Origin of the sequence: Streptosporangium sp. NPDC020072 (assembly GCF_040631445.1) — a bacterium.
GTDB lineage: Bacteria > Actinomycetota > Actinomycetes > Streptosporangiales > Streptosporangiaceae > Streptosporangium.
In genome coordinates, this window is record NZ_JBEYAB010000006.1 from 424,055 (window position 1) to 448,505 (window position 24,451).

At 70.5% G+C, this 24,451-nt stretch carries 18 protein-coding genes and 1 pseudogene; 10 read left to right on the forward strand and 9 right to left on the reverse strand.

Features of this window, described 5'->3' with window-relative positions:
• Positions 1-19: 19 nt before the first annotated feature.
• Both ABZ470_RS17070 and ABZ470_RS17075 read left to right on the forward strand, forming a co-directional pair.
• Positions 20-394 carry an alpha/beta hydrolase gene (locus ABZ470_RS17070; RefSeq protein WP_362911998.1) on the forward strand — a complete coding sequence of 125 codons (375 nt, stop codon included), beginning with the start codon at positions 20-22 and terminating at the stop codon, positions 392-394.
• A gap of 72 nt (positions 395-466) precedes the next feature.
• The gene (locus ABZ470_RS17075) at positions 467-1,753 is read left to right on the forward strand and encodes a serine hydrolase domain-containing protein (protein ID WP_362912000.1); all 1,287 of its coding nucleotides are present in this window, start codon (positions 467-469) and stop codon (positions 1,751-1,753) included.
• Here ABZ470_RS17075 and ABZ470_RS17080 read toward each other — a convergent pair.
• Positions 1,741-4,932, reverse strand: coding sequence for a BTAD domain-containing putative transcriptional regulator (locus ABZ470_RS17080; protein WP_362912002.1), 3,192 nt, complete (start codon positions 4,930-4,932; stop codon positions 1,741-1,743). The two genes, ABZ470_RS17075 and ABZ470_RS17080, sit on opposite strands and share 13 nt — an antisense overlap.
• 410 nt (positions 4,933-5,342) lie before the next feature.
• Between ABZ470_RS17080 and ABZ470_RS17085 the strand changes: the two genes are divergently transcribed.
• From ABZ470_RS17085 to ABZ470_RS17095, 3 genes are all read left to right on the forward strand, one after another.
• Positions 5,343-5,501, forward strand: coding sequence for a hypothetical protein (locus tag ABZ470_RS17085; RefSeq protein ID WP_352013449.1), 159 nt, complete (start codon positions 5,343-5,345; stop codon positions 5,499-5,501).
• A 92-nt stretch (positions 5,502-5,593) separates the two neighbouring features.
• Positions 5,594-6,376, forward strand: a complete 783-nt coding sequence (locus tag ABZ470_RS17090; protein WP_362912004.1) for a cupin-like domain-containing protein — start codon at positions 5,594-5,596, stop codon at positions 6,374-6,376.
• Entirely contained in the window at positions 6,373-9,594 is a 3,222-nt protein-coding gene (locus ABZ470_RS17095) for a lantibiotic dehydratase (RefSeq protein ID WP_362912006.1), read from the forward strand. Before ABZ470_RS17090 ends, ABZ470_RS17095 begins: the two co-directional genes overlap by 4 nt.
• Here ABZ470_RS17095 and ABZ470_RS17100 read toward each other — a convergent pair.
• Entirely contained in the window at positions 9,530-10,171 is a 642-nt protein-coding gene (locus tag ABZ470_RS17100; protein ID WP_362912008.1) for a class I SAM-dependent methyltransferase, read from the reverse strand. The genes ABZ470_RS17095 and ABZ470_RS17100 overlap by 65 nt on opposite strands.
• A gap of 501 nt (positions 10,172-10,672) precedes the next feature.
• Here ABZ470_RS17100 and ABZ470_RS17105 point away from each other — a divergent pair.
• The gene (locus ABZ470_RS17105) at positions 10,673-11,284 is read left to right on the forward strand and encodes a PDZ domain-containing protein (protein ID WP_362912010.1); all 612 of its coding nucleotides are present in this window, start codon (positions 10,673-10,675) and stop codon (positions 11,282-11,284) included.
• 133 nt (positions 11,285-11,417) lie between these two features.
• Positions 11,418-11,642 (forward strand): annotated as a pseudogene (locus ABZ470_RS17110) (Tn3 family transposase); the annotation flags it as partial.
• 181 nt (positions 11,643-11,823) lie between these two features.
• On the opposite strand, the gene ABZ470_RS17115 reads toward ABZ470_RS17110, so the two are convergent.
• The 4 genes from ABZ470_RS17115 to ABZ470_RS17130 form a co-directional block, all read right to left on the reverse strand.
• The gene (locus ABZ470_RS17115; protein WP_362912012.1) at positions 11,824-12,177 is read right to left on the reverse strand and encodes a VOC family protein; all 354 of its coding nucleotides are present in this window, start codon (positions 12,175-12,177) and stop codon (positions 11,824-11,826) included.
• A 307-nt stretch (positions 12,178-12,484) separates the two neighbouring features.
• Positions 12,485-13,669 (reverse strand): hypothetical protein, encoded by a 1,185-nt coding sequence (locus ABZ470_RS17120; protein WP_362912014.1) that lies wholly within the window; start codon positions 13,667-13,669, stop codon positions 12,485-12,487.
• A gap of 506 nt (positions 13,670-14,175) precedes the next feature.
• Positions 14,176-14,307: a hypothetical protein gene (locus ABZ470_RS17125; RefSeq protein ID WP_362912016.1), complete on the reverse strand. Its 132-nt coding sequence runs from the start codon at positions 14,305-14,307 to the stop codon at positions 14,176-14,178.
• A gap of 265 nt (positions 14,308-14,572) precedes the next feature.
• Positions 14,573-15,058 (reverse strand): MarR family transcriptional regulator, encoded by a 486-nt coding sequence (locus tag ABZ470_RS17130; protein ID WP_362912018.1) that lies wholly within the window; start codon positions 15,056-15,058, stop codon positions 14,573-14,575.
• Between the two features lie 240 nt (positions 15,059-15,298).
• Between ABZ470_RS17130 and ABZ470_RS17135 the strand changes: the two genes are divergently transcribed.
• Positions 15,299-16,492, forward strand: a complete 1,194-nt coding sequence (locus ABZ470_RS17135; protein ID WP_362912020.1) for an MFS transporter — start codon at positions 15,299-15,301, stop codon at positions 16,490-16,492.
• Positions 16,493-17,322: 830 nt separating this feature from the next.
• On the opposite strand, the gene ABZ470_RS17140 is transcribed toward ABZ470_RS17135, so the two are convergent.
• Together ABZ470_RS17140 and ABZ470_RS17145 are read right to left on the reverse strand one after the other, a co-directional pair.
• Positions 17,323-18,588 carry a hypothetical protein gene (locus tag ABZ470_RS17140; RefSeq protein WP_362912022.1) on the reverse strand — a complete coding sequence of 422 codons (1,266 nt, stop codon included), beginning with the start codon at positions 18,586-18,588 and terminating at the stop codon, positions 17,323-17,325.
• A 222-nt stretch (positions 18,589-18,810) separates the two neighbouring features.
• Entirely contained in the window at positions 18,811-19,029 is a 219-nt protein-coding gene (locus ABZ470_RS17145; RefSeq protein ID WP_362912024.1) for a hypothetical protein, read from the reverse strand.
• Between the two features lie 181 nt (positions 19,030-19,210).
• On the opposite strand from ABZ470_RS17145, the gene ABZ470_RS17150 reads away from it, so the two are divergent.
• Positions 19,211-19,615: a hypothetical protein gene (locus ABZ470_RS17150; protein ID WP_362912026.1), complete on the forward strand. Its 405-nt coding sequence runs from the start codon at positions 19,211-19,213 to the stop codon at positions 19,613-19,615.
• 163 nt (positions 19,616-19,778) lie between these two features.
• Positions 19,779-22,958: a S8 family serine peptidase gene (locus ABZ470_RS17155; RefSeq protein ID WP_362912028.1), complete on the forward strand. Its 3,180-nt coding sequence runs from the start codon at positions 19,779-19,781 to the stop codon at positions 22,956-22,958.
• A gap of 434 nt (positions 22,959-23,392) precedes the next feature.
• Here ABZ470_RS17155 and ABZ470_RS17160 read toward each other — a convergent pair whose 3' ends face one another.
• The gene (locus tag ABZ470_RS17160) at positions 23,393-24,271 is read right to left on the reverse strand and encodes a TIGR02569 family protein (protein ID WP_362912030.1); all 879 of its coding nucleotides are present in this window, start codon (positions 24,269-24,271) and stop codon (positions 23,393-23,395) included.
• Positions 24,272-24,451 lie beyond the last annotated feature (180 nt).

A 24,451-nucleotide genomic window follows, 5' to 3' on the forward strand; every position in this document is an offset into this window, starting at 1 on the left:
TTTGAGACTTTTCACGACAATGGCAGGGCTTCTGGAGGGAAACCCTCAAAGCGGGCTCAAGGCCCCTTCCCTGCGCGGGGCGTGGCCCGGCCGGTACCCGACCGGTCGCCTCATCACGGAGTTCAGGACCCCGCAACCCCTCTGGTGGGAAAAGCTGAAGGCCGTCAGCGCGTCCACGCCGCTGGTCGGCGGCGGGCCGAGCAGCCACGTCTCGCCGGACGCGCTGGCCGGGGTGTGCGAGACCATCGGCGACTGCCGCCTGGTGATCGTCGAGGACGCCGGGCACCGCGTGCACAGCCTCAAACCGGAGGAGTTCTGGTCGGTCACGGCTCCCTTCCTCCTGACGGACAACCCGGGGGACGGCCTGGAGGAAGGCGGCGTGACAGACGGCTGACAGCGCACTGAGTGCGGTCTGTGCGCGGAGGGGCCGAGGGTGGGGACGTCCATCCTCGAAAGGAACAGTCCGATGCCCCGTAATCTCCTCCCGCACGACCGTGCCGTACGGCGCCGCCGCCCGCGCGTGGCCGCCGCGCTCGCGCTGGCGGCGAGCCTGTTCGTGAACTCCGTGGCCCTGGCGTCCCCGGCCGCCGCGACCCAGAGCAGCGCCTCCCAGACCGGTGACGAGGCGCGAAGCGCCCAGCTGAGGCGGCTGGCACGCGAACTGGTCGCCACCGGAGCGCCCGGCGTGATCGCACGGATCGACGACGGCGACGGCCGACCGGTCGAGATCGCCGAACAGGCCTCCTGGACGAGGAAGGACCACCTGCTCAAGGCGGGGGACGAGGTCCGGATGGGGTCCAACACCAAGACCATGATGGCCACACTCGTGCTGCAGCTGGTCGCCGAGGGCAGGGTCGCCCTGTCCGACCCGGTGGAGAAGTGGCTGCCGGGCAGGGTGCCCAACGGCAGGACGATCACGCTGCGCATGCTGCTGAACCACACCGCCGGCCTGTTCGACTACACCGAGGACCCCGCGCTCCGGCCGTCGATCCTCGGCAGGGACCGGCGGCGATGGACCCCGGAGAAGCTGCTCGCCGTGGGCGTGAAGCACGACCCGCTGTTCGCGCCCGGCACGAAATGGTCATACAGCAACACCAACTACGCCGCGATCGGCGCCGTTCTCGAACGGGTCACCGGGACGAGCCTGGCGAACCTTGTCCGGGACCGGATCGCCCGGCCGCTCGGCCTCAGGCACACCTACTACGCCACGGACTCCACCTGGCGCGGGCCGTACGCCCGCGGCTACGAACCGGACGCCGCCCACATGCCGCCGACGGTGCCCGCCGGGCTCAGGAACTTCGCCGGGACCCGTCACGACGGGCACGTGGACGTCTCGGGCAACGACCCCGGGTGGGGAGGACCGGCCGGGGCGATGGTCTCGACCGCACAGGACTGGGCCCGCTTCTCCACCGCGCTGATGTCCGGCAAGCTGCTGCCCGCCGCCCAGCTCGCGCAGTTGCGCGCCACCGTGCCGGTCGACCCCCGGGAACCGGACGGTGCCGGCTACGGGCTCGGCGTCCAGACCAGCGCCACTCCGTGCGGCACGTTCTGGGGCCACGACGGCGGCATCCCCGGCTACCTCACCACCAACGTCACCGACCGCTCCGGTGGCCGTACGGCGACCCTCATCGTCCTGGCGGAGTCCTGGGCCGAGTACGGGAGCGACCCGAAGCTCGCCAAGGCGGCCCAGGCGTTCCAGCTCGCAGCGATCTGCGCCATGTTCGGCAAAGCCGCCCCGGCTCACACCGGCTGACCCGCACGGCCGACTCCGGCGGAGGTGACGACCGAGGACACCAGCCGCTCGGCCTCGGCGCGTGAGGCCGCCGCGCCCACGGCGTAGGCGGCCGTGAACCCGGCGGCTCCCAGAACGGCGGTGACCCGCCGCTCGACCGTCCGCACGTCCGCGTCACCGGGATCGTCCCGCCCCCGCAGTACGGCGGCGGCCCCGAGCAGCCGTCCGGCCCGCTCCGCCCGGTTCCGGCACAGCTCGATCGCGGCGGTCGCGACCGCGATCGAGGCCGCGACCGGTGTGTGCCAGGCCAGCGTCAGGCGCACCGCCGGGTGGTCGAGCCGGCGCGCCGCCTCGTCGGGCGCCCCCTCCGCGACGTCCACCTGGGCGAGTACGGCCAGCAGTAACGCGGTCAGGTGCGGGGTCGCCCGGCCGGGCGGAGCCTCGGTCAGACCGGCCTCGGCGTGTTCGCGGGCGGCCCCCGGCCGTCCGGCCTGCCACTCCAGCCGGGCCAGGCCGAGACACACCTGGGCCTGTGACTCCGCGGACCCGGCCCGGCCCGCCTGGGCGAGCAGGTCCGTCAGCAGCCGTCGCCCGCCGTCCGCGTCACCGGTCTGGGCGAGACGCAGCGCGGTGGCGACCTCACTCTCCATCGTGTGCTCGGGCATGCCGAGCTCCCGGAAGTGCCGGGTGGCCCGCTCGGCCAGCACGGGCGAGGCCGGTTCGCCGGCCCGCTGCGCCGCCGAGTTCAGGGTGCTCATCGTGGTCGCCAGCCCCCACCGCTCACCGAGCTCCTCGAAACCGGTCAGCGCGTGCGACAACAGATGTCTCGCCTCCACGGCCCGCCCGGTGTTCATGGCCAGCACGCCCCGGACCAGCAGGGTCAGCGACCGGCTCCACGGATCGGTCTCCTCGTCGGGGGAGCCGGGGATGTCCGGTGCGCCCGCGCCTATGGCGAGCACCAGCCGGGCCATCCTCAGGACGGGGTGGGTGCCGGAGGCCTCTTCGAGCGCCTTCCCGATCCGGTCGAAGGCCTCCTTCGCCTCCTCCGGCTCGCCGACGGCCTCGACGGTGGCCAGCGCGTGCGCGACGACCACCAGCGCGCGGGCCTGTGGCTCCGCCGGACCACGAACCTGAAGCGCCCGGTCGAGCAGGTCGAGCGACTCCGGTGGGTGGTCCCGAAGGAACCAGAACCAGCACAGCGCGACGCCGAACCGGACCGCCAGACCGGCGTCGCCCGACTCGGCCGCCCAGCGGATCGCGGCCGACAGGTTGTCCCGCTCCGCGGACAGCCGTACCAGCCAGCGAAGCTGCTCTGAGGTGCGCAGATGTGGGTCGGCGGACTCGGCCGTCCGCAGGAGGAAGGCGACGTGCCGCCCCCGTATGGCCTCCACCTCGCCCCGCTCCGCCAGACGCGCCAGGCCGTACTCCCTGATGGTCTCCAGCACGCGGTAGCGCGGCTCGACCGGGTCGGCGGACTCCACCGGGTGCAGCAGGGACTTGTCGACCAGCGCCGCCAGCGACTCCCGCGCCTCACCCAGCCCGCCGACGGCCTCCGCCGTGTCCTCGGCGAAGGTGCCGGGCACGACCGACAACCGTTCCAGCAGCGTCCGCTCGTCGGAGCCGAGCAGATCCCAGCTCCAGGCCACCGCCGCGCCAAGCGTCCTGTGCCGTGGCAACGCCGTACGGCTGCCGCCGGTGAGCAGCCGGAAGCGGTCGTCCAGCCGCGCCGCGACCGCCTCGACCGGCAGGGCGCGCAACCGCGCCGCGGCCAGTTCGATCGCCAGCGGGAGGCCGTCCAAGCGGCGGCAGATCTCGGTCACCGCGGTCAGCGCGCCACCCTCGGGGGCGAAGTCCGGCCGGACCGCGGCGGCCCGGTCGTGGAACAGGCGGACCGCCGCGCAGGCACGGGCCCGCTCGGGGCTCGCCCCAGGTTCGGGGAGTTCCAGCGGGAGCACCGGATGCAGGGTCTCACCGTCGATCCGCAGGGGCTGCCTGCCGGTGGCCAGCACCCGCAGGCCCGGACAGCGGGCGAGCAGGGTCCCGGCGAGCGTCGCGACGGCCTCGATCACGTGCTCGCAGTTGTCCAGCACCAGCACCAGGTCGTCGTCCGCGAGCGTCTCGGCCAGGTGGTCCGGGACGTCCTCCCGGGCGACGGGCCGGGACGGCACACCCTCCCGGCGGCTCCGCAGCAGGTCGAGCACCACGCGGGGCACGTCGTCCGCGGCGACCGGGGCCAGCGGGACGAACCACACCCCGCCGGGCGGCGAGAGCCGTCGGCCGACGGCGTTGGCCAGCCGGGTCTTCCCCGCTCCGCCGGGGCCGACCAGGGTGACCAGCCGGACGCGGCCGAGCAACCCGACCACCCGGCGGACGTCCTCGTCGCGGCCGACGAAGCTGGTGAGCGGGACGTCCAGGTTTCCGTGCGACCGGCGGGGGCCGGGAGACGTGCCGCGCAGCACCGCCAGGTGGGCCTGCTGAAGGTGCGGTCCCGGATCACCGCCGAAACCGTCCGCGAGCAGGTCACGGATCCGCTGGTAGGTGGCAAGGGCCTCGGCGCCCCGGCCGTTCAGCGCCAGGGCCCGGATCAGCTGGGCGTGCAGCCGTTCCCGCAACGGGTGCGCGGCGGTCAGCGACTCAAGCTCGGCGACAAGGCCGGGCTCCGCACCCAGCGCGAGGTCGGCCTCGATCCGGTCCTCCAGGACGGACAGCCTGGCCCGTTCGAACCGCTCCGCCTCGGCGTCGGCGAACGGCGCCTCACGCACGTCCACCAGAGCGGGACCGCGCCACAGTTCCAGGGCCTCGCGCAGGGTCGCGGCGGCCTCGGCGGGTCGGGACCGCGCGTACGAGTCGCGCCCCTCGCGGGCCAGCCGTTCGAACCGGACGGCGTCGACCGCCTCCGGCTCGACGGCCAGCCGATATCCGGCGGGCCCCAGGGTGAGCAGCCCGGGGTCGCCCAGGACACGGCGCAGCCGGGAGACCAGCGACTGCAGCGCACGCTGGGGGTCCTCCGGCGCCTCCGCACCCCACGGTTCGCCCCACAGCGCCTCGGTCAGGGTCGCGGGCCGTACGGCACGCCCGGCGTCCAGCGCCAGCCGGGCCAGCAACGCCCGAAGCCGCGCGCCTCCCACCTGCGCGGGACCGGAGGGGGTGCCCAGCACCAGGGGGCCGAGGACACCGACGCGCACCCGTTCACTCGCCATGACCAGCAGTCTGCCGAACCGGCACATCACGACCGACCCCTGAGGCGTACGCCGATGACGGTAAACCGGACCGTGCGTCGGCGATGCTCGCGCAGGTCGTCGTCGTACGGCTCCGCGTCGGGTCCCTCGGCGAAGACGCCGGTCGGCCTCCCGCTCCTCCGCCTGGCTCCGGCGAACAACCGCCTGCCGTCGGGTGCCCGACGGGAACGGCCTCCCTTCGAGGGCTCCCGGGGCCGGTGACCGTTTGCGAACGCCGCCCGTTTGTTTACCGGTCACCACAATTAACACGAGGAAATGAAGGGCATAAGGAAAACCGCACCGGCGGAGCCGGTAAGCAATTGACACGGAGCCGGACGCCCGGATTTTCCCGGGACGGGCTCCGGTCGTCGTAACAAGAAAGGATGATATTCATGGAAGAAACAGCGGAAAAGCCGCGGAAGAAACTCTCACTGGACCGGGAGACGGTGCGCAACCTCAATGACCCCATCCTGAGCACGCAGGGATGGAGTCTGTGGACGTGCGACGACGCCGGCTCCGAGCATGAGATTCAGGGCGAGCGGGTCAAGTAGACGAAAACGGTGGGTCGGCGTTGAATCTGAAACCGGTTCCACGTGTCTCACGTGGTGACTTCCGGCCGGCACGCCTCGCCGGCCTTCCTCAGGTGGTCGTGGACAATGTTTCCGGATGGCGGGCCGTCAAGAGCTGGAACAGCGCCTACCTCAAGTCCGTGGCAGGTCACCGTGAGGTCGCCGTGCGAGAGACGAACGGCCCACCCAGCAATATTTTCCAGAATCTGGCCCGCGGCGGGCGCACGTCTTTCGGTGATTATCTGGACTGGGTGGTGGAAACCGCGCACGACCTACGGCCTGTCACCGAAAGACACGCCGACGTCGGCGCCATCACCAAGGCGGTCGCCGCCAGCGGCTTCGAGGACTCCTATTACCTCGACGCGAAGCTGATCCAGTTGTCAGAGAGGCTCGCCGCCGACGCGCCGGCCCCGGACTGGTTCCGCGCCTCCCCGGTGGACACCAATCTGTGGTGCGGCGTCCTGGGCACCTCCTCCGGACTGCACTGCGATGTGACTCCCAACTGCAACGTCCAGGTGATCGGTCGCAAGCATTTCGTTCTGTTCCCGCCCTCGCAGTCGCGGCTGGTGTACCGCATTCCCCGGATCACCCACTGCCGCTTCGACCCCAACGTTCCGGACTTCGACAGGTTCCCGCTCGCACGGCGGGCGTCTGGCTGGCAGTGCACTCTGCGGCCGGGGGAGTCGCTCTACATCCCGGTCGGCTGGTATCACCAGGTGACGGTGGTGACGCCGTGGGCGCTGAACGTCAACTTCTTCTGGCCGCGTCCGTTTCCGCAGGGCGTCATGACGCCGTCGCTGTGGCGGTTCCTGCTCCGGCGGGGGTCGGCCCGGATGAGGCGGCTGCTGCGGGGATGACGGATGCAGAGGAGGAGCCGGCCTGGCGGCCTGCGGAGTTCTTCGTGCTCCGCACACCGTACCTTCCGCTGGACGCGTTGTCCGCGCTGGGCGGTGACGGCCTGGTGGAGACGGGTTTCTCGCACGAGCGTGCGACGGCGGAACACGCGCGTGCCCTCGACCGGCTGCGGGCGCTGTGCCTGCGGCCCGATGTGCGCGAGGCCCTGTGGGTGGCCTCGCCGTCGCTGGAGGGGCGGCTGGACGGCTGGGCGCGTGACCCGCGGGGCGGGCTCAGGATCGGCCATGGTCTTCTTCGGTATGTCGCGCGCATGGCGGGGCGCCCGACGCCGTTCGGGCTTTTCGCCGGGTGCTCGCTCGGGACGGTCGGTGAGGAGACCCGGCTGCGCCTCGCGAGCCGGGAGGCCTACCGCCGCCACACGAGTTTGGACGCCCGATATCTCGCTGCCCTGGCGGAGTCCCTGCAGCGGGATCCGGCCCTGCGGCCGAGGCTCAGGTATCTGCCGAACTCCAGCGTCTACCGGGCGGCCGGGCGTCTGAGGTACACCGAGACGCGCCCTGCCGGTGCCGGGACGTCGTACCATCTGGTGGCCGTCGAACCGACGGCCCATCTGGAGGCCGTGCTTGAGCGGGCCGCGGGCGGGGCCCTGCCCGGAGAGCTGGCCTGCGCCGTCGGCGCCGTCGACCCCGAGGTCGGCCGGGACGAGGCGCTCGACTTCGTGGACCGGCTGATCGACGCGCAGCTCCTGGTCTGCGAACTCGGTCCCACGGTGAGCGGGCCCGAGCCGGTCGACGACCTCCTTGACCGGCTGGACCGGGCGGGCGGAGAGCGCGCCCGGCCGGTCGTCTCGGCCCTGCGCCGGGCCCGGACCATGCTCGCGGGTTTGGACGAGTCGTCGCCGGGGGCCGATCCGGAGCGTTACCGCGAAGTCGCCGCGGCGCTTCCGGCCCTGGCCGAGGTCCCGGTCTCCTTCCACGTCGATCTCACGAAGCCCGCCAGGGCGACACTGGGACGAGACGTGCTCGCGGAGATCGAACGCGGGGTGCGTCTGTTGCGCCGCGTCGGCGCGGGGCGGCGCGGCGACCCTCTGGGCCGCTTCCGTGAGGCGTTCCTCAACCGGTACGACCGGCGCGAGGTGCCGCTGTGCGAGGCCTTGGACGACGAGATCGGTGTCGGATTCCCCGCTGACGGCCCGTTCGGGGCGGCACCGGCCCCGCTGCTGGACGATCTGGCGTTCCCGGCTCCTCCCCGGGCCGAGGACACTCGGCTCAGCAGGCGGGACGCGCTTGTCACGCGCTGGCTGACCGAAGCCGCGTGCGCGGGCGTGGCGGAGCTGTCGCTGGGCGAGGCCGAGGTGCGGGCCCTTGAGGAGGCGGGCGAGGCAGCCTCGCTGCCGGACTCCTTCGGGGTCGTCGCCACGATCATCGCGGCCGACGAGGACGAGGTGGCCGCGGGACGCTATCGCATCATGTTGTCCGCGGTGGGCGGTCTGTCCGGAACAACGCTGATGGGCCGGTTCTGCCGGCGTGACGACCGGTTGCTCCGCCATCTGCAGCGGCACCTACGGGCCGAAGAAGCACTACGACCGGAGGCGGTCTACGCGGAGATCGTGCATCCCGTGCCGGGCAAGGTGGGCAACGTCCTGGTCCGGCCGCGCCTTCGCGAGTACGAGATCGTCTATCTCGGCCGACCGGCCGCGCCGGAGCGGCGAATGCCCCTCGACGACCTCACGGTCTCCGTCACCGGCGAGCGGGTGGTGCTTCGCTCGCGTTCGCTCGGCCGCGAGGTTCTGCCCCGGCTCACGGTCGCGCACCGCTTCGACGGAGCCGGCAGCCCGGCCTTGTATCGCTTCCTGTGCCACCTGCAGCGCCAGGGGAGGGCGGGCGGGCTGTCCTTCTCGTTCGGAGGCCTGGACGACGCGCCCTATCTGCCGAGGGTCACCGCCGACCGGCTGGTGCTGTCCCGGGCCCGCTGGCGTCTGTCGGACGCGCAACTGGCGTCCCTGGAGGGCCCGACGGCCGCCGCCCGCTTCGCCGCGGTGCAGGATCTGCGACGCCTGCTTCGCCTGCCGCGATGGGTCGCGGTCGTGGACGCGGATCGGAGACTGCCCATCGACCTGGACAACCCGCTCTTCGCCGACATGGCCGTCCATCTGTTCCGTGAGCACCGGCCGGTGCGGCTTGAGGAAGTGTTCTTCGGGCCGGACGAGGTGCCCGCCACGGGACCGGAGGGTCGTTTCGCGCACGAGATCATCGTGCCGTTCCTGCGCACGAGCGCTCCCGAGCCCACTGCCGGTGCCCCGGCGCGCCAGGAGAGGCCCCTCACGCGAAGTTTCCCGCCCGGATCGCCCTGGCTCTACGCCAAGCTGTACAGCGGCCCGGTCGGTGCCGACACCATACTCCAGCAGGTCGTGCGGTCCCTGGTGCGCGCGGCGGTGTCCGACGCCTCAGTCGACCGCTGGTTCTTCGTCCGGTACGCCGATCCCGACCCGCATCTGCGGCTGCGGCTGCACGGCGATCCCGGCCGCCTGATGAACGAGGTGCTGCCCGCGCTGCTCGCCGCCTGCGCGCCGTTCCACGCCGAGGGCACGCTCTGGCGGATCCAACTGGACACCTACGAACGCGAGGTCGAACGCTACGGCGGAGCCGACGGGATCGTTCTGGCCGAGCGGCTGTTCCACGCCGACAGCGACGCCGCGCTCAAGGTGATCGGGGAGACTCCCCGCGACATGGACGCACGCTGGCGGCTGGCGCTGGTCGGTCTCGACCGGCTGCTCGACGATCTGGGCCTGGACCTGGCCGGGCGGCTCTCCGTCAGTACGGCGGCGCGTGATCGTTTCAGCCGCGAATTCGGTGCCGACACCGCCTTCGCCCACCGGCTCGGCGCCCGCTACCGGCGGGAGCGGACACGACTGGAGTCGCTCCTGGCCGCACCGGATCATCTGTACCGGGCACGCTCCGAGGCGTTGCGTCCCATCGCCGGCGACCTGGCGGCGCGCGCGGGGGCCGGCCGGCTCACCCGTCATACGACCGCCCTCGTCGGCAGCTTCCTGCACATGCACGCGAACCGGATGCTGCCCGCCGCCGCGCGCGCCCAGGAACTTGTCCTCTACGACTTCCTCAGCCGCTGGTACCGCTCGCGCGTGGCCCGGACTCTCATCGAGGCCGCGAAAGAAGCACCGCGTCGTGCCACCGGCCGGTCTCATCGAATCCAGCGGTGACGAACATGTCGGCGTACCGCGGGTTGAGGTACATGACGTAGAAGTCCCGGGGAGCCTCGGCGAGCGATTCGAGAATGCGCTCCACGACCGCGCGCATGGTCTCGGCACCGAACGGATGGAAGAAGTAGGCGACGGTCACGGACGTCGGGACGGCGAAGGACCCGGCGTCCGCGCACGTGACGCTCAACGCGCAGGGGCGGCGGCGGCCGAACCTGGCGATGTTCGCGTTCGCGATCGCGCACAGCTCCGGCGACCATTCCACCCCGATCGCCGCGGCGAAACCGTGTCTCGCGGCGAGCATGAGCACCCGTCCTTTTCCCGCCCCGAAATCCACGAACACCCGCCCGTCGGTGGCCAACGGGGTGTTTCGCAGCATCTCCGCGAAGAGCAGCGGATTGGTGCCCTCGTGCGCGGTCGCGCAGCCGGGCGGCTCCAGAGAGGTGTCGGTCCTGTGCCGGACGTCGAACAGAAGCTCATGCGAGACCAGCCGCATCGTCCGGACGACACCGTATCTCCGTCGCGCGGCGGGAAACGAACGCGTGATGAGCCGGAACTGCCCGGCGAGCCGACCCAGCATCGCGCGCCCAGCCCTCCCGCCGCGACCGTGAACGTCACCTCATCCTGTCAGGGGCGTCGAGACGAGTCCCGGGGAAACGCCGAGACGCCGCTCACGGCCCGGCGGCCCGTTCCCTGCCCTGCGCACGTGTGGCGGGAGGCAGCCGCGAGTCGGTCGGCCTGCCGTCCGATTCCCTGTAGTAAGGTCCGACTCTGTCGGACACTCCCAGCCATGAGATGACTACTCACTGTATTGGACGCTGTGTTCCGCGCGTATGGACAGCCCCGGCGCCCATCGACGGTCACCGCTGCCCGGCCGCCTTCAGGAAGGACGTTCCCTGTGAACCTCAGCAACCCCGTCGGTGCCCACCGGCCGCGTGTCCGGCGCACCGCGGTCACCGCGTGCCTTATGCCGGCCGTCCTGACCGCCACGGTCTTCGCCCCCGTCTCGTCCGCGTTTCCGGTCACCGGACCGGCAGCGGCCTCGGCAGTACTTTCCGCGCAGGTCGAACCACAGCAAGAGGTGCCTGAACTCGATGCCCCGGGCGCCGCCGAACCCGTGACGTATCCGCCGGACCATCGCACCCGCCCCACATCGGGCACCTTCGTCTTCACCGCCCCTCCGCACACCCGCATCACGCGCCTGGAGATGAACTGCCGCCCCCGGCCCTGCGCGGAGGCGATCGCCACCGACGGCTCCACCGCCACCGCCCGCACGGGCCCCGGGCGCTGGCGCTGGAACGTGCCGGTACGGGTCTGGCTTCAGGCCGCCGCCAACGCCCCCATGCAGCGGGCCCGTTACAGCGGAACCCTGAGCGTCGACGGTGAGCGGCAACCACTCGACGTGGTCATCACCGAGGGGAAGCAGGGCCTGTTCGGCGTCGTCCGTGAGGACGCCCCCAACAACAGCGGTGCGCTGGTGTCCGACGTGGTGCCGGGCAGCCCTGCCGACAAGGCCGGGATCCGGCCCGGTGACGTCATCGTCTCCTTCGACGGCAGGGTCATCACCAATGCCAGGGAGCAGAGTGCCGCCCGTGTCGGAGTGTTGCGCGCGGGAGCCGTCGTCCCCGTCACCTACCGCAGGCCCGACGGCGGCGTCAGAACCACCGAAGTCACCCTGGTCGACACCCTTTGAAATTCTTCGAGGTGGATGCCCGGTTCCCCGAGGCCGCCAAGATGGAAAGCCCGTGGGCGGAGGCGAACAAGCTTCTGAGGGTGCGGAAGCTTACAACCGGCTGAAGTCCTGTTCGGCCTCCGAGGTCGCCTCGATGATCGAGGGCGTGTTGCGGCGGTACACCGACACGCACGGCGCCTTGATCGTCGGGTTCGCCTTCGCGTACATGCTGGACTTCAAGCTGAGGCCGAAGAACATCGGCTCGGCGAAGCCGTACCGGCCGACGGCCGGCAAGGACAGGAACTGGCCCCACCTGGCGCCGACGCTGTCCACCAAGACGATCAACTGGGACCTGATCCGCCAGCAGTACGACCAGATCGTGAAGGACGCCACCGCCCTGCACGCTGGGCATCGCCGAGGCCGAGAGGTCCTGCGCCGCCCCACCCGCGGCGTACCGGATGGTCAGCACGTCGGCGATCTGTGCCGGAGACCACTTCCGTGTCAATTCTGTCCGTGTTGCTGCGCGGGATGCGCGGCCCGGACAGCCGCCCGGCCTCCGCTCAGCCCTTCCGGTCGCTCAGGACGCAGAACTCGTTGCCCTCCGGGTCGAGGAGGGTCACCCAGTGCTGCTCCTCCTGCCCGGTGTTGGCGCGCCGGGCACCGAGCGAGAGCAGCCGGGCGACCTCGGCCTCCTGGTCGTCAGGGCGGAAGTCGGGATGGAGCCGGTTCTTCGACGTCTTGCCCTCGGGGACGGGTACGAAGAGCAGCCCCGGCATCCGGTCCGGCTCAGGCCGGATCTCGATGATCTCCTCGGATTCGTCGACCACCACCCAGCCGAGAGCCTCTGCCCACCAGCGCCCGAGAGCGACGGGGTCGGCGGAGTCGACGATGATCTGTTCCCATTCCAGTGCCATGGGCCTGAGCATAGACAGGACCGGCGGCCGTCCCTCCGTGAAGGAGCGGGCCGACTCGTGTACTCCTGTGAGAACCAGGTGGAGCACGGGCCGTCCGGAGACTCGGCAACCGCGGCGTCCGACCGTTCCGGTTATGGCCTCCGAGGATCTGGGACGGCCGTGTCGCGGGGTCTTGGGAAGACGCGGACGAATCTTCGTCAGCTCTCGGAGATGGTGCCTCTCCACTTCCAGCCTGGTTTCGGGCCGACATGGACACGTCAGTACCTGGAGGCCCGCGTAGCGGACTGATGACGTCAGGTCGCGACGCCTATGGAGCCGGTTCCGGGGGAGTGACGGGGGCGCGGAGTTCCGCTGTCACCGCGCGTTCCCTGAGCTGGGCGGCCTCCAGGCGCAGAGCCTCCATCTGCTCCCGCAGGTCGGAAAGCCTCACCTGCTCCATGGCCAGTTGCATGAGCGCCCTGTCCCGCTCCGCCTGTGCCTCGGCGATCCGCGCGGCGGCGCGTTCCTCCGCCTCCGCGACCTTCGCCATGGCCCTTTCCTCCGCCTCGGTGACCTGGCGCGCCGCCCGTTTGTCCGCCTGGGCCGACTGCCGGTCGGCGCGGGCCGCCTGCGCCCGGGCCTCGGCGGCTTCGGCCAGCGCCTGTGCCCGGCCCTGAGCCTCGGCGTCCGCCCGGGCCTGGGCCCTGTCCCGTTCGGCTTCGGCCGCTCTGGCCTGGGCCTCGGAGGCGACGGCGGCCCGCTCGGCCTCCGCCCTCGCCCGCTGCGCGGCCTTCGCCGCCCGTTCCGCCTGGTCACGCTCGGCGCGGGCCTGTTCCGCCCGCTCTCGTTCCTGTACGGCCAGCGCCTGGGCCTGCTCGGCGGCGGTCTCGGCCGTCTCGATCCGCTCGGCCGTCTCCCTCAACGTGGCGTCCCTGGCCGCCTCGGCGTGGTCGGCCCGTCGTCTGGCCTCCTGTTCGGCGTGCTTGGCGAGCCGTTCGGTGGCCGCTGCCTCGTGCAGGGCGGCCAGCGCCTGTTCCCTGGCGGTCTCGGCGTCGGCCAAGGCGATGTCCCGTTCGGCGTTCGCCTCCTCGACCTGGCGGGCCATGGTGTCCCGCTCCCTGCGGGCGTGTCCGGTGGCCTCGCGGGCCAGCCGTACCTGCTCGAAGGCCTGTTCCCGCTCGGTGCGCGCGATCGCCACCCGGGTGTGGGCCTCGGCCTGCACCGCGCTCAGTTTCGCCTCGACCCCGGCGGGACTCAGCTCGTCGGCCAGGATCTGCGCCAGCGGCGCGATCGCCGCCGCCATGCCCTTCTCCATCCGCTCGTAGAACTCCTCCGCGCGGGCGAGCGCGCCCTCAAGGCCGGGGGTCGCGCGTTTCAGCTCCCGTTCGCGCTTGGCCGCCGCCTGGCAGTCACCCTGCGGGCAGTAGGCCTTGGGCCGTCCTCTTCCCTGGCGCTGCTCGATCGGCATCCCACAGTGCTTGCACGGCGTCACCGCGCCGGCTCTCTCGCTCACCCCTCCAGGCTAGCATTTTCTGTTTTCCAGAAATTCAAAATCAATAATCACACTTCGTTGCGTTGACGGTACAGATCGACTACTACCGGGAATGACAATTCCCGCAAGTAGGCGGATCGGAGGTCTTCTGCGGCGCGGATTGTCCGTTTGTGCGAATCCGCACGAGGTGTCAGTGCGCAGCTCAGAGGCATTTTTGAAGGCTCGGTGGCCGCCTGGCGCCCTCACCGCACCGCGCTGCGTCCCAGAGGACGGATGAGAAAGTGTCACGGAGCCTGAGGCCCTGCAGGACTGTGGGGCCTTGCGGATCGTGACCAACGGCGCCTCGGTGACCCGCGACGTCTCATTGATGGCCAGCCCCATGGGAGTGCTTCCGGCTCAGAGATGTGACACGTTCCTCAGCCCACAAACGAATGGCCATGCCCCGACCTTCGATGTCTCGCCGACAGCCAGACCGTGTTCGTGGCCAATGAGAATCGGCCACGAGCGGTGAAGCCCTATAGGACGAGTCACAGGCCGACGTTGCGCATGGCGTTGTCGCGCCGGCGGTCGACGGCACGGATGTAGCGCAGCACGGCCGGGGTGGCCGGAGCCCAGCGGCCGTGCTTGGCGATGAGGCTCGGCGCCCGGGTTGGTGTCACCAGACGCAAAGTGGAGTGTCCGAGCTGGTCAGAGGGCTCGGACGGCGGGTGGCCGCCGGGGTGGTTACGGCTGTGAGCAACCGGGGCGGGGCAGCGGCCGGATCGTAGTGTTCGGGAGTCCTAGAGTGCTGATCTGGTCGGATGTGATTCGGAAGGTCCGACAGAGCTACGTTCTGTCTGGTCAGACCTCACGCTGAGCTACTTTGCCCCTGGTGACACCGACCCAGGCCCCGAGCCTTGTCGAGGTCCCGGGGCTTCGTCGTGCTCAGCGTGCGGCAGCGGGCTCCGGGAGCCGTCGCGACATGTTCATCTCCTCGACGGTGGCGACCAACGGGGCCAGCTCGGGGTTCTTGGCGGCCTCGTCCAGCGCCTCCCGGAGGGCGGCCTCGTTGGTCGGCCTGGCCGCTTCCAGGAGTTCCAGGCCGGACCCGGTCACGTCGGTGTAGATGCCGCGGCGGTCGGTCGCGCAGAGGTAGCGCGAGAGCAGGCCGCGGTCCTCCAGCCGGGTGACGAGGCGGGTGGTGGCGCTCTGGCTAAGCACGACCGCGTCGGCGACCTGCTTCATCTGCAGGTGCCCGCCCTCGCCGTCGTGCTGGCGGCTGAGCACGTCGAGCAGCGAGTACTCACGCACGCTCAGGTCGTGCTTGGCCTGAAGGGCACGCTCGATGTGCGCCTCGATCCGGCCGGCCAGGAGGTAGAGGGCGGCCCAGCCGTTGGCGAGGGCGGTCAGCGCGGGGTCCGTGGCGGTCATGGGTGCGACTCTCCTTCCATGGTGCTTGCTCTCCAAGGTAAACCCTTGCACGCAATATCGGCTAACACGTGTATCCCGCTCATGCAAGTATCACCCTCATCGCACCCGGACGCGCGTTCCGCCGCCGCCGTCGCCCACCGTCGTTGACGAGCAAATACCCGCATTTGCACTTAGCCCGCGTATGCAATTATTGTCTAAGCGCGTAAGGCGCAACAGCAATCGTATGGAGGGCGGCACACCATGCCTCTCGCGCTCCTAGCCCTGGCCATCGGGGCCTTCGGGATCGGTACGACCGAGTTCGTGGTCATGGGCCTGCTGCCCGAGATCGCCGACGACTACGGGGTGTCCATCCCCTCCGCCGGACTCCTGGTCACCGGTTACGCGATCGGCGTCGTCATCGGCGCCCCGCTGATGACGGCGCTCGGCACCCGGATCAGCCGCAAGACGATGCTCATGATCCTCATGGGCCTGTTCGTGGTGGGGAACCTGCTCTCCGCCGTGGCACCGACCATGGGCGTGATGCTCGCCGGCCGCATTGTGGCCTCCCTCGCCCACGGCGCGTTTTTCGGCATCGGCTCGGTGGTCGCCGCCGACCTCGTGGCCCCGGACAAGAAGGCCGGCGCCATCGCCACGATGTTCACCGGCCTCACCGTCGCCAACATCGCCGGCGTTCCGCTGGGCACCTTCATCGGCCAGGCCGTCGGCTGGCGCGTCACCTTCGCCGTCGTCGCCGCGCTCGGCGTGGTCGGACTGTTCGGCATCGCCAAGCTCGTCCCCGCTCTGCCCCGCCCCGAGGGCGCCCACCTGCGCCGCGAGCTCACGGCGTTCCGCAACCCCCAGGTCCTGCTCGCCATGGCAATGACCGTCCTCGGCTTCGGCGGTGTCTTCGCGGCGATCACCTACATCGCCCCGATGATGACCCACGTCGCCGGGTACTCCGACGGCGCGGTGACCTGGCTGCTGGTCCTGTTCGGCGTCGGGATGTTCCTCGGCAACCTGCTCGGCGGCAGATTCGCCGACCGCAAGCTGATGCCGATGCTCTACGCCTCCCTCGGCGGACTCGCCGTCGTCCTGGCCCTGTTCACCCTCACCGCACACAACAAGATCCTCGCCGCGGTCTCCATCCTGCTCGTCGGGGGGCTCGGCTTCGCCACCGTCCCACCGCTGCAGAAGCGCGTGCTCGACCAGGCGCACGGCGCGCCCACCCTGGCCTCCGCCGTCAACATCGGCGCCTTCAACCTCGGCAACGCCCTCGCCGCGTGGCTCGGCGGCCAGGTCATCGCCGCCGGCCTCGGCTACACCGCCCCAAACTGGGTCGGCGCGCTGCTCGCCGGGTCCGCCCTCCTGCTGGCCGTCTGGTCCGCCGTCCTGGAGCACCGCGCCCCCGTGCGGGAGGGCGCCGTCACCGCCGCTCCCGTTCCCGCTCACCACTGACCGTCCTCCTCCCCGTTCCTTCCGGCCCAGGGCTCCCGAAGCTGCGACGAGCCGCAAAGCAGGCGGATCAGTCCGACTCAGCGCGGGTTTTCATTACCGCCCGCCGGGGCCGGGTTTCGGCGGCCCGTCCCGGGGCGGCATGGGGGGACCGGATTGGCGGGGCGCTCGGAGTCAGAGCCGTGCCCTGGGACGATGTGGTTCCGCTGACCGGACAGAGTCGTAGTCCTGTCCGGTCAGCCTCCTCCTTTGCCCCTGGCCGTAGCTTCGGGAGTCCTGGGCCGAATACGGCGGAAACGAGTCACTCCGGGACTCTGACCGGACAGAACCTGCGTTCTGTCCCGTTCCTGAAACGGCGTCTGACCAGCTCAGCGGGGTGAGGCCGCACCGGGAACCAATCCGGTCCCACACCGGGCACCGCCATCCACAGCCGAAACCCGGTGTACGCTCCCACCGCCTGACCTGCGGTCTCCGGCGGACACAGCCCGTTTCCGCCGTATTCCGGGACCGCCGCGTATCGCATCAGATGCGAATTGGCGACCCCTCGCGCCCGACGGCTCGGACTCGACGAAGGGGCTGCTGTGCGCGCCGTTTCGGCCGACTGCACTCTACCTATCCGAGCGCGGTTTGAGACAGGCGAGAAGGTAGGGATCCATACGCTGACCTGGGGCGCTGGACAGCCTTCGCATTGGATGCGAACGACGGAGAGTGACGGTGTCCAGGACGAACGACCGGCTTCCAGGTACCGCTCGACTGCAGCACCCGATCTTGGTAGTGCTTCCCCGCAGGTCGACGCCGGTTTCTGGTCGGGTGATGCTGCGCGGTTGAGAAGCTCAGGGATCAATGGCCAGGAACTGCAGTTTCGTGTTCGCGGCCTCATGAACCTCAGGTGCCAGGGGATCGGCAGTCAACTCCCGCAGACGCGAGCGGACTGCGGCCGTATCTGGCGCCGCCTCACACGCGCGCTGCTGAACCGTTGGCTCGCAATCATCAAATCCCTCGACCGTGACGGCTTCGGCTTCATGCGGCGCACATCCCCGAAGCCCGTCCAGGAACGCTTCTCGGGCAAGTGAATGAACTGTGCCTTCCCATGCGGCCATGAGCTCGCTCGCGGCTTCATGGATCCCCAACCGGCCCAGGCCTCGTGCTGGAACCTCGGCAGCGCACCATTCCCCGGCGACGACCGTGCGGTGCAACGCGGCCAGCAACACCGGCGCATCACCCCGGTCGCCGACCTCTGCCACCACACGCTCCCCGAACGCGACGAGTGTGTCGTCGCCGCTGCCGATCCACGTGCGGGCGCGTGGCAGCGCGTCTGGCCCAAGGTGGTGGAGCGCCTGTGGGATACCCGGCAGCCACCCGGCCGCGTTGCGTAGGCCGGAGTCTTCGGCGAAGTCGAAGACGATGCGATCGCCGCGCCTGCCCAGTTCCTCCAGCGCCCGCGGCTGCTCGAAGCCGCCGGCAGCGACAAGCCCGATCAGGTCTTCGTTGTCGATGGCGACGATTTCGGGTCGTGTGTCGCGCCTGGCCGGTCCGGGTGAACGGGAGGCCCTGAGTTCGTCGATGATTCGCCGGACCCGTGGCTGGGACTGCGCGAACGTTGTCCACGGCTCCGTGTCGCACCAGATCGCCTGTGCAAGCTGGGCATCGTCGCGGTTGGCGATGATGTCGTCAGCGAGCCCGTCCCAGATGGTGGGAAGCTTCATCGCCCCGCTGTCGACGATCGCCTCCAGCGCCGTGGACCAATGCGGCCCGTCGGTCGCGTACCCGCGCAGCACGGCCGCCGCGTCGAGTCGACCGACCATCGGAAGCAGGGCAAGGACCTGCAAGGCAAGCTCAACCGGTTCAGCGTCCTCGCCGTCGTACGTGAGCAGGTGCTGTTGGATCGGTGCCAGCGGCAGGTCGAGCCGAGCGATGAGACCGGCGAGGTAGCTGTCGCGTTGATCAACTTGTCGGTCCCAGCGCGTGTCCGTAATCACGCACTCATACACCGTGTCGGCGGCGCCGGGGGCGGTCGACGTACGATGCACTGCGGCACCGCGTCCCCGTTGGAGCTGACCGCGGAACGAGACCGGACTGTCGTATTCGATCATCGACATGCAGTATCCCCGTGGTGGAGGCGCCGAGCGAGCGAATAGGGGTCCTGTCGGTCGTATCTTTGAGGTGCGGGTGACGTCGATCGATCACACCGCCTACCCGACGTTCAAGCGGATGGGCGTCGCGTGATCTGTCCGACGCGTTCACCCCGTCGGACGACGAGATCGAGTGGGCGCGGGACAAGTCCTCGACCGACGCGCATCTGCTGGCCCTGATGGTGTGGCTCAAAAGCCACCGACGCCTGGCCACTCGAAGGCGTCCTCCGCGCCGTTGCCGAGCACGGCCCACACGACGCGCAGCTCGGCGTGCGACCGGGTACGGCTGCCGTCGAGGCGTTCGCACGCCAGGTCGCCGACGCGGTCACCCCGCCGTGGTCTGCCGCCCCGCCCGCCCAGCGAGCCGCGCCGACGCCCCGGCGCAGCACCCGATTCACTGAACGGCACATGCTCCTGGCCGCTCGACTGACGTTTCCGCCATCTGGTGGCGAACCCGGATTCCCCCGTCCGCGGGCATCGCCCTGGTGGAGACTTTCGCCCAGACGCTGGTAGCCCCCGCCAGTATCCGCCCCCCGCCGTAGGAGACGACCGGTGCCCCCCCACTACCCCCCGCCCCAGCGCGGCGCTTTTGACCGCGCTGCCCGACCTGGAGCGGCTGCTGGAGCAGACCCGTACGACGCTGGGCCCGGCGATGAACCAAAGCCGCAAGGCCCGCGACGCCCACGGCTACACCGAGGCGATGCGGACGCTGCTCAAAGGCATGTCCTTCATGGTCGAGGCCACCCGCGCCGGACACGTCGGCGACGTGGCCGCCGTGCACGGGGCGCTGCGTGAGGCCGACGGCGTCGCCCAAGTCGCCACGGCGGCTGGGCTGATGGCTCCCGCGCCCTGCTTGGGATATCTGGAGGACGCCGATATCCCGACGTTCACCCCGATCTTCGTGATGGCCCACATCGACGAGCAGCTGGCAGCCGACTGTCTGATCCGGCCGCTCAGCTCCTACGCGGGAGCGGCGGAACGGCACCTCGCGTGACCCCCTGTCCCACCACGGGATCCGGCGCCGTGGGCGCGCCGGGTGCGGACGTGCTCGGCGGCGGCCGGGGGGCCTGTAACCAAATGCGGCCAACTGCCCAAGGGAAGCGGATGATCCATTTCCTTTGAATCGAGAGGTGCGCATGAGCTTGGGCAGTGGCTTGATGGCCGCGATTCTGACCGTGGCGGTCGGCGTCACGGTTGTCCAGGATCCCGTTCCCCAAGGGGAGAACGTCGTAGGAGAAGGGCGGACGACACAGGAGACGCGGGGGACGGCACAGCAGACCGGCAGCGTGACCCTGGTGACCGGCGACCGCGTCGTCGTGACCGGCAGGAGTCACCGGGTGGAGCCGGGGCTCGGCAGGAAGGTGCGCTACGCCGTACAGCGCCGCGGCGGCCATCTCTTCGTCCTCCCCTCAGACGCGATGCCGCTGGTGGCCGAGGGAGTGCTGGACGAACGGCTGTTCGACGTCACCCAGCTTCTTGAATGGCGGTACGGCGACGCGGACAGGGCCGACATCCCGGTGATCGCGCAGTCGGCCCAGGGACTCGCGCCCGCCCCGCGAGCCGCGCGGCAGACCAGGCAGCTGGCCGATCTCGGCATGACGGCCCTGCGCCTCCCCAAGGCACACGCCGGCGAGACCTGGAAGGACCTGATCGGCGGCCCCCGGGCCCTGGCCGCGGGCAGGACCAGACTCTGGCTCGACGGCCGCCGCTCGTTCAGCCTTGACCGGAGCGTCAAGCAGATCGGCGCCCCGGAGGCGTGGAAGCAGGGCCTGACCGGCAAGGGCGTCACGGTGGCCGTACTCGACAGCGGCTACGACACCGACCATCCGGACCTGAAGGGCGTGGTCACCCAGGCGCGGAACTTCAGCGACGCCCCCGACATGCGAGACGGCGAGGGCCACGGCACGCACGTCGCCTCGATCATCGCGGGGGCGGGCGAGAAGTACCGGGGTGTGGCGCCGGATGCCAAGATCGCCCTCGGAAAGGTGGGGGACGAGAACGGGGTGACCGACTCCGCCCTGCTGGCGGGCATGGAATGGGCCGCCTCCGAGGTCAAGGCCAAGATCATCAACGTGAGCATCGGCGGGCAGGACACACCGGACATCGACGTCCTGGAGCAGGCGGTGAACACGCTGTCGGCCCGGACCGGCGCGCTGTTCGTCATGTCCGCGGGGAACGAAGGCAGGCTCGGCAAGGTGAGCAGCCCGGGCAGTGCTGAGGCGGCCCTGACCGTCGGGGCCGTCGATCGGGCGGACCAGATCGCCGAGTTCTCCAGCCGCGGCCCCCGGGTGGGCGACCACGCGATCAAGCCGGACCTCACCGCCCCCGGCGTCGACATCGTGGCCGCGGCGGCCGAGGGCACCGCCGAGGGCCCCTACGCCGCGCACAGCGGCACCTCAATGGCCGCCCCGCACGTGGCGGGGGCCGCCGCGATCCTCGCCCAGCGCCACCCCGACTGGAACGGCGAACGGCTCAAGGCGGCGCTGACCGGCACTGCCGCGCCCACCGCGGGCGCCACGCCGTATGAGCAGGGCACCGGGCGGGTGGACCTGGTCCGCGCGCTGGCGCAGCCGGTCGTGTCGCCATCGGCCGATCTCTGGGTGGTCTTCCCCTGGCAGGAGTCCGGCAGCCGGAAGACGACCAGGACCCTCACCTACGCCAACTCCGGCGACGTCCCGGTCACCCTGGACCTCACCACCGACGTCGACGTACTGAAGCTGCCGGTCCAGCGGCTTGAGGTGCCCGCCGGAGGAGAGTCCTCGCTCACCCTCACAATCGACGCCGAGGGGAAGGCGCCGGGAGACTACCCCGGAATCATCACGGCCACATCGGGCGGCACCGTCCTGCGCACCCTGGCGGGCGCGTACGTGGAGCCGAAGTCCCACGACGTGACCATCACCGCGACCGGTCTCGACGGCGGCTCCGCCGTCGTCCAGGGGCACATGTACAACCTCAAGACCGGCGCCCAGGAGTATCTGCCCTTCAGGGACGGGGCGGCCAAGGTCCGGCTACCCGAAGGGGAGTGGAATCTCTACGCGGAGGTGGTGACCGAGTCCACGATCGCGATCACGACCGCGCACGTGCCGGTGAAGGTCGACGGCGACCGGCGGATCGCACTGGACGCGCGCCAGGGCAAGCAGGTCCGGTTCTCGCTGGACGAGCCGACCGCCGTACCCGACCAGGTCCTGGAGTTCGCCCTGGCCAACGGGTCCTGGAACTTCGCGTGGATCGCCTGGGCCGACCCCAACCGGTCCTTCTTCGTGCTTCCGAGCCGCCAGGCCGGACTGAGCTACAGGACCAGGACCGTATGGCACAGGAAGGACACCGTTCCCAGTCCGTACCGCTACGACCTCGTCGACCATCGCACCGGCGGCATCCCGGACGATCCCTCCTACACCGCGCGCACGAGTGACCTCGTCAAGGTGACCGCGACCTACCGGGCGTCCGGTGTGGCCGCCAAGGGAGAGATCGCCCTGGGCCCCCTCTTCCCCGAGTCCGGCTCATCGATCGTGTATCCGACGCGTGACGTCAACCTGCCCGGCACCATGACCCACTACCGCACCCCCGGGTTCGTCTGGGACTCTCAGTTGCGGTCCGGCACCCTCTCGACGACGGGCACCGACCGGTACCCGGCGGGCGGACCTCACCGCGAGCTGTGGAATCCCGCGGTGACCGGTCCCGCGTTCGCGACCTCCGGCGGCGCCCGGACGGGCGATGAGCTGACCTTCTTCCCCGGCGGTCTGTTCACCGACGGCGTGGCCGGGCGGACCGGCACCGACGCCTCCATCACCGGCGACGTCACCCTGACCCGGGACACCAAGGTGGTCGCCAGGGCCGACCTGGCGGACTGCGCGGTTCGGGTGAGGAACTGCCTGACGGCGAAGCTCCCCCCGGACGCCGCCGCCTACACCCTCACCGCCGCGGCACGCAGGCAGGTGCCGAACGCGACGCTGTCCACCGCGGTGGACGCGGTCTGGACCTTCCACTCGGCCGGTACGGCCACGCCGCGACCGCTGCCCCTGATGGCCGTACGCTACGCGCCGGCCGGCCTCGACGACCTCAACCGGGCCAGGCCGCGGTCGCTGACCCGGTTGCCCGTCTGGGTCGAGAGGAACCCCGGAGCTCCCGGGGCCGAGGTGAGGTCGATCAAGCTGGAGGCGTCCTTCGACGACGGCGCGACCTGGCGTCCGGTTCCCGCGATCCCCTCCCGGGCGGGGTGGACGGCCCTTCTGACGAACCCCGGCACGCCGGGATTCGTCTCGCTGCGCGCCACGGTGACAGACTCCGCCGGCGATGGCGTCACGCAGACGATCACCCGCGCCTACGCCGTCGGCTGAGCCCCCTGAAAACGGCGTGCCCGGGACTCGGATGTGCGGAGTCCCGGGCACGCCGTTCTCTCCCTCCGCGGACGGCCACAGGATGCCGGGCGGACACTTCTCCGGGCCAGGTCTCGTACTCGGCCCCGGCGCCCGGGGCGGTCGCCGAGACGGGCCGTACCCCGTCGGTTCCCCCGGCGCGGACTCACCCGTCCAGGCCCGGCGCTCGGATCGGTGTCACCAGACGCAAAGTAGAGCGTCCGAGCTGGTCAGAGGGCCCGGGCTGCGGGTGGCCGCCGGAGTGGTTACGGCTGTGGACGACCAGGGTGGGGCAGTGGCCGAATCATGGCGTTCGGACGTCCCAGAGCATTGACCTGGACGGATGTGATTTGAAAGACCGGACAGAGTTAACGTTCCGTCTGGTCATGATCACACGTTTCCGCAGGTGGCAGCCTCTACCGCTGATTTCTGTACTCAGGCTCCCGAAGGCCGATGCCGAAGTGATGATCTGTGTGAATCCGTTCCGCCACCAGGCGGGTCACACGTGCGAAGCGTGCCAATTCCTCTTGAGGGAGCGTCCCGCTCGGGCCTTCGAAGAGGGCCGCGGTGGCCAACCGGAAGGTCAGAGCCCTGACAAGCATCTGGAGCCCATCGCGGCCGGGAAGCACCCTGTCGACGAGTTCAGGCTCCGCACGGTGATAGAGGAGGCCGTCGGCGACGACGATGGCCTCGGCATACCCAGCCGGCCGCCAATACGGCGAGAAGTCGATCACAGCAGGCGGTCGCCCGGACATCAACAGCACATTCCCCGTAAGGTCCCCGTGCACGAGTTGGCTGGGCGCGTCCACGGGACGCTGGAGATCCTGCAACGTCGCCAGCAGCCCGTTGGTGTGAGCCGATGTCACCGAACTGATCTCGCCCCACGCGATGCGGTCGGCTACCGCCCAGGGATGCTGGCGCCGGTCAAGCAGGCCGGGCCGGGGCAGATGACGCAAGGCCCGGTGAAAGGCCCTGCCGGCGGTTATCAGCGTCGCCCACTCGCCGGCCGGCCCCGCTTGGCCGTCCACGAACTCGAAGGCCGCCCACCCGGCTACGACGTAGCTTCCGTCATCTGCACGACAGGGCCGGGGAACTCGAAACTCAGACGAGGAAGCCAGGCCCGCGAACACCTCTGCGCACCATTCGGCCTCCTCCGTGGTGTCCACCGGCTTCAAGACCGCGTTCCCGACGCGGAAGCTCTGCCCCTGGCCACCAGCAAGCGGGCGGGGTGCTCCCGCCAGACGGAAGGCTGCGAGCACGCCTGCGGGGGGTTCGGTCGTCGTTCTCAAGGTCATAGCGGGCAGAGTGCCGGATCGCCAACTCGTCGGGCACCTGGATTTCGGCGTACGCCGTGAGGCGTCCGGTTGATCAGTTGGGCGGAGTGCGGAGGAACTTCGGCAGGCGCAAGGCCGATCGGTCAAGTTCAGCTCGCACCTCCGGTCACAGCAGGTACCCGGGGCGACGCCGGTGGCTAC

Excerpts from the sequence above, each read along its gene's own strand:
- ABZ470_RS17155 (WP_362912028.1), top strand. The coding sequence starts at position 19,779 with ATGGCCGCGATTCTGACCGTGGCGGTCGGCGTCACGGTTGTCCAGGAT.
- ABZ470_RS17085 (WP_352013449.1), top strand. The coding sequence starts at position 5,343 with ATGGAAGAAACAGCGGAAAAGCCGCGGAAGAAACTCTCACTGGACCGG.
- ABZ470_RS17095 (WP_362912006.1), top strand. The coding sequence starts at position 6,373 with ATGACGGATGCAGAGGAGGAGCCGGCCTGGCGGCCTGCGGAGTTCTTC.
- ABZ470_RS17070 (WP_362911998.1), top strand. The coding sequence starts at position 20 with ATGGCAGGGCTTCTGGAGGGAAACCCTCAAAGCGGGCTCAAGGCCCCT.
- ABZ470_RS17160 (WP_362912030.1), bottom strand. The coding sequence starts at position 24,271 with ATGACCTTGAGAACGACGACCGAACCCCCCGCAGGCGTGCTCGCAGCC.
- ABZ470_RS17100 (WP_362912008.1), bottom strand. The coding sequence starts at position 10,171 with ATGCTGGGTCGGCTCGCCGGGCAGTTCCGGCTCATCACGCGTTCGTTT.
- ABZ470_RS17115 (WP_362912012.1), bottom strand. The coding sequence starts at position 12,177 with ATGGCACTGGAATGGGAACAGATCATCGTCGACTCCGCCGACCCCGTC.
- ABZ470_RS17130 (WP_362912018.1), bottom strand. The coding sequence starts at position 15,058 with ATGACCGCCACGGACCCCGCGCTGACCGCCCTCGCCAACGGCTGGGCC.
- ABZ470_RS17135 (WP_362912020.1), top strand. The coding sequence starts at position 15,299 with ATGCCTCTCGCGCTCCTAGCCCTGGCCATCGGGGCCTTCGGGATCGGT.
- ABZ470_RS17140 (WP_362912022.1), bottom strand. The coding sequence starts at position 18,588 with ATGTCGATGATCGAATACGACAGTCCGGTCTCGTTCCGCGGTCAGCTC.
- ABZ470_RS17080 (WP_362912002.1), bottom strand. The coding sequence starts at position 4,932 with ATGGCGAGTGAACGGGTGCGCGTCGGTGTCCTCGGCCCCCTGGTGCTG.
- ABZ470_RS17075 (WP_362912000.1), top strand. The coding sequence starts at position 467 with ATGCCCCGTAATCTCCTCCCGCACGACCGTGCCGTACGGCGCCGCCGC.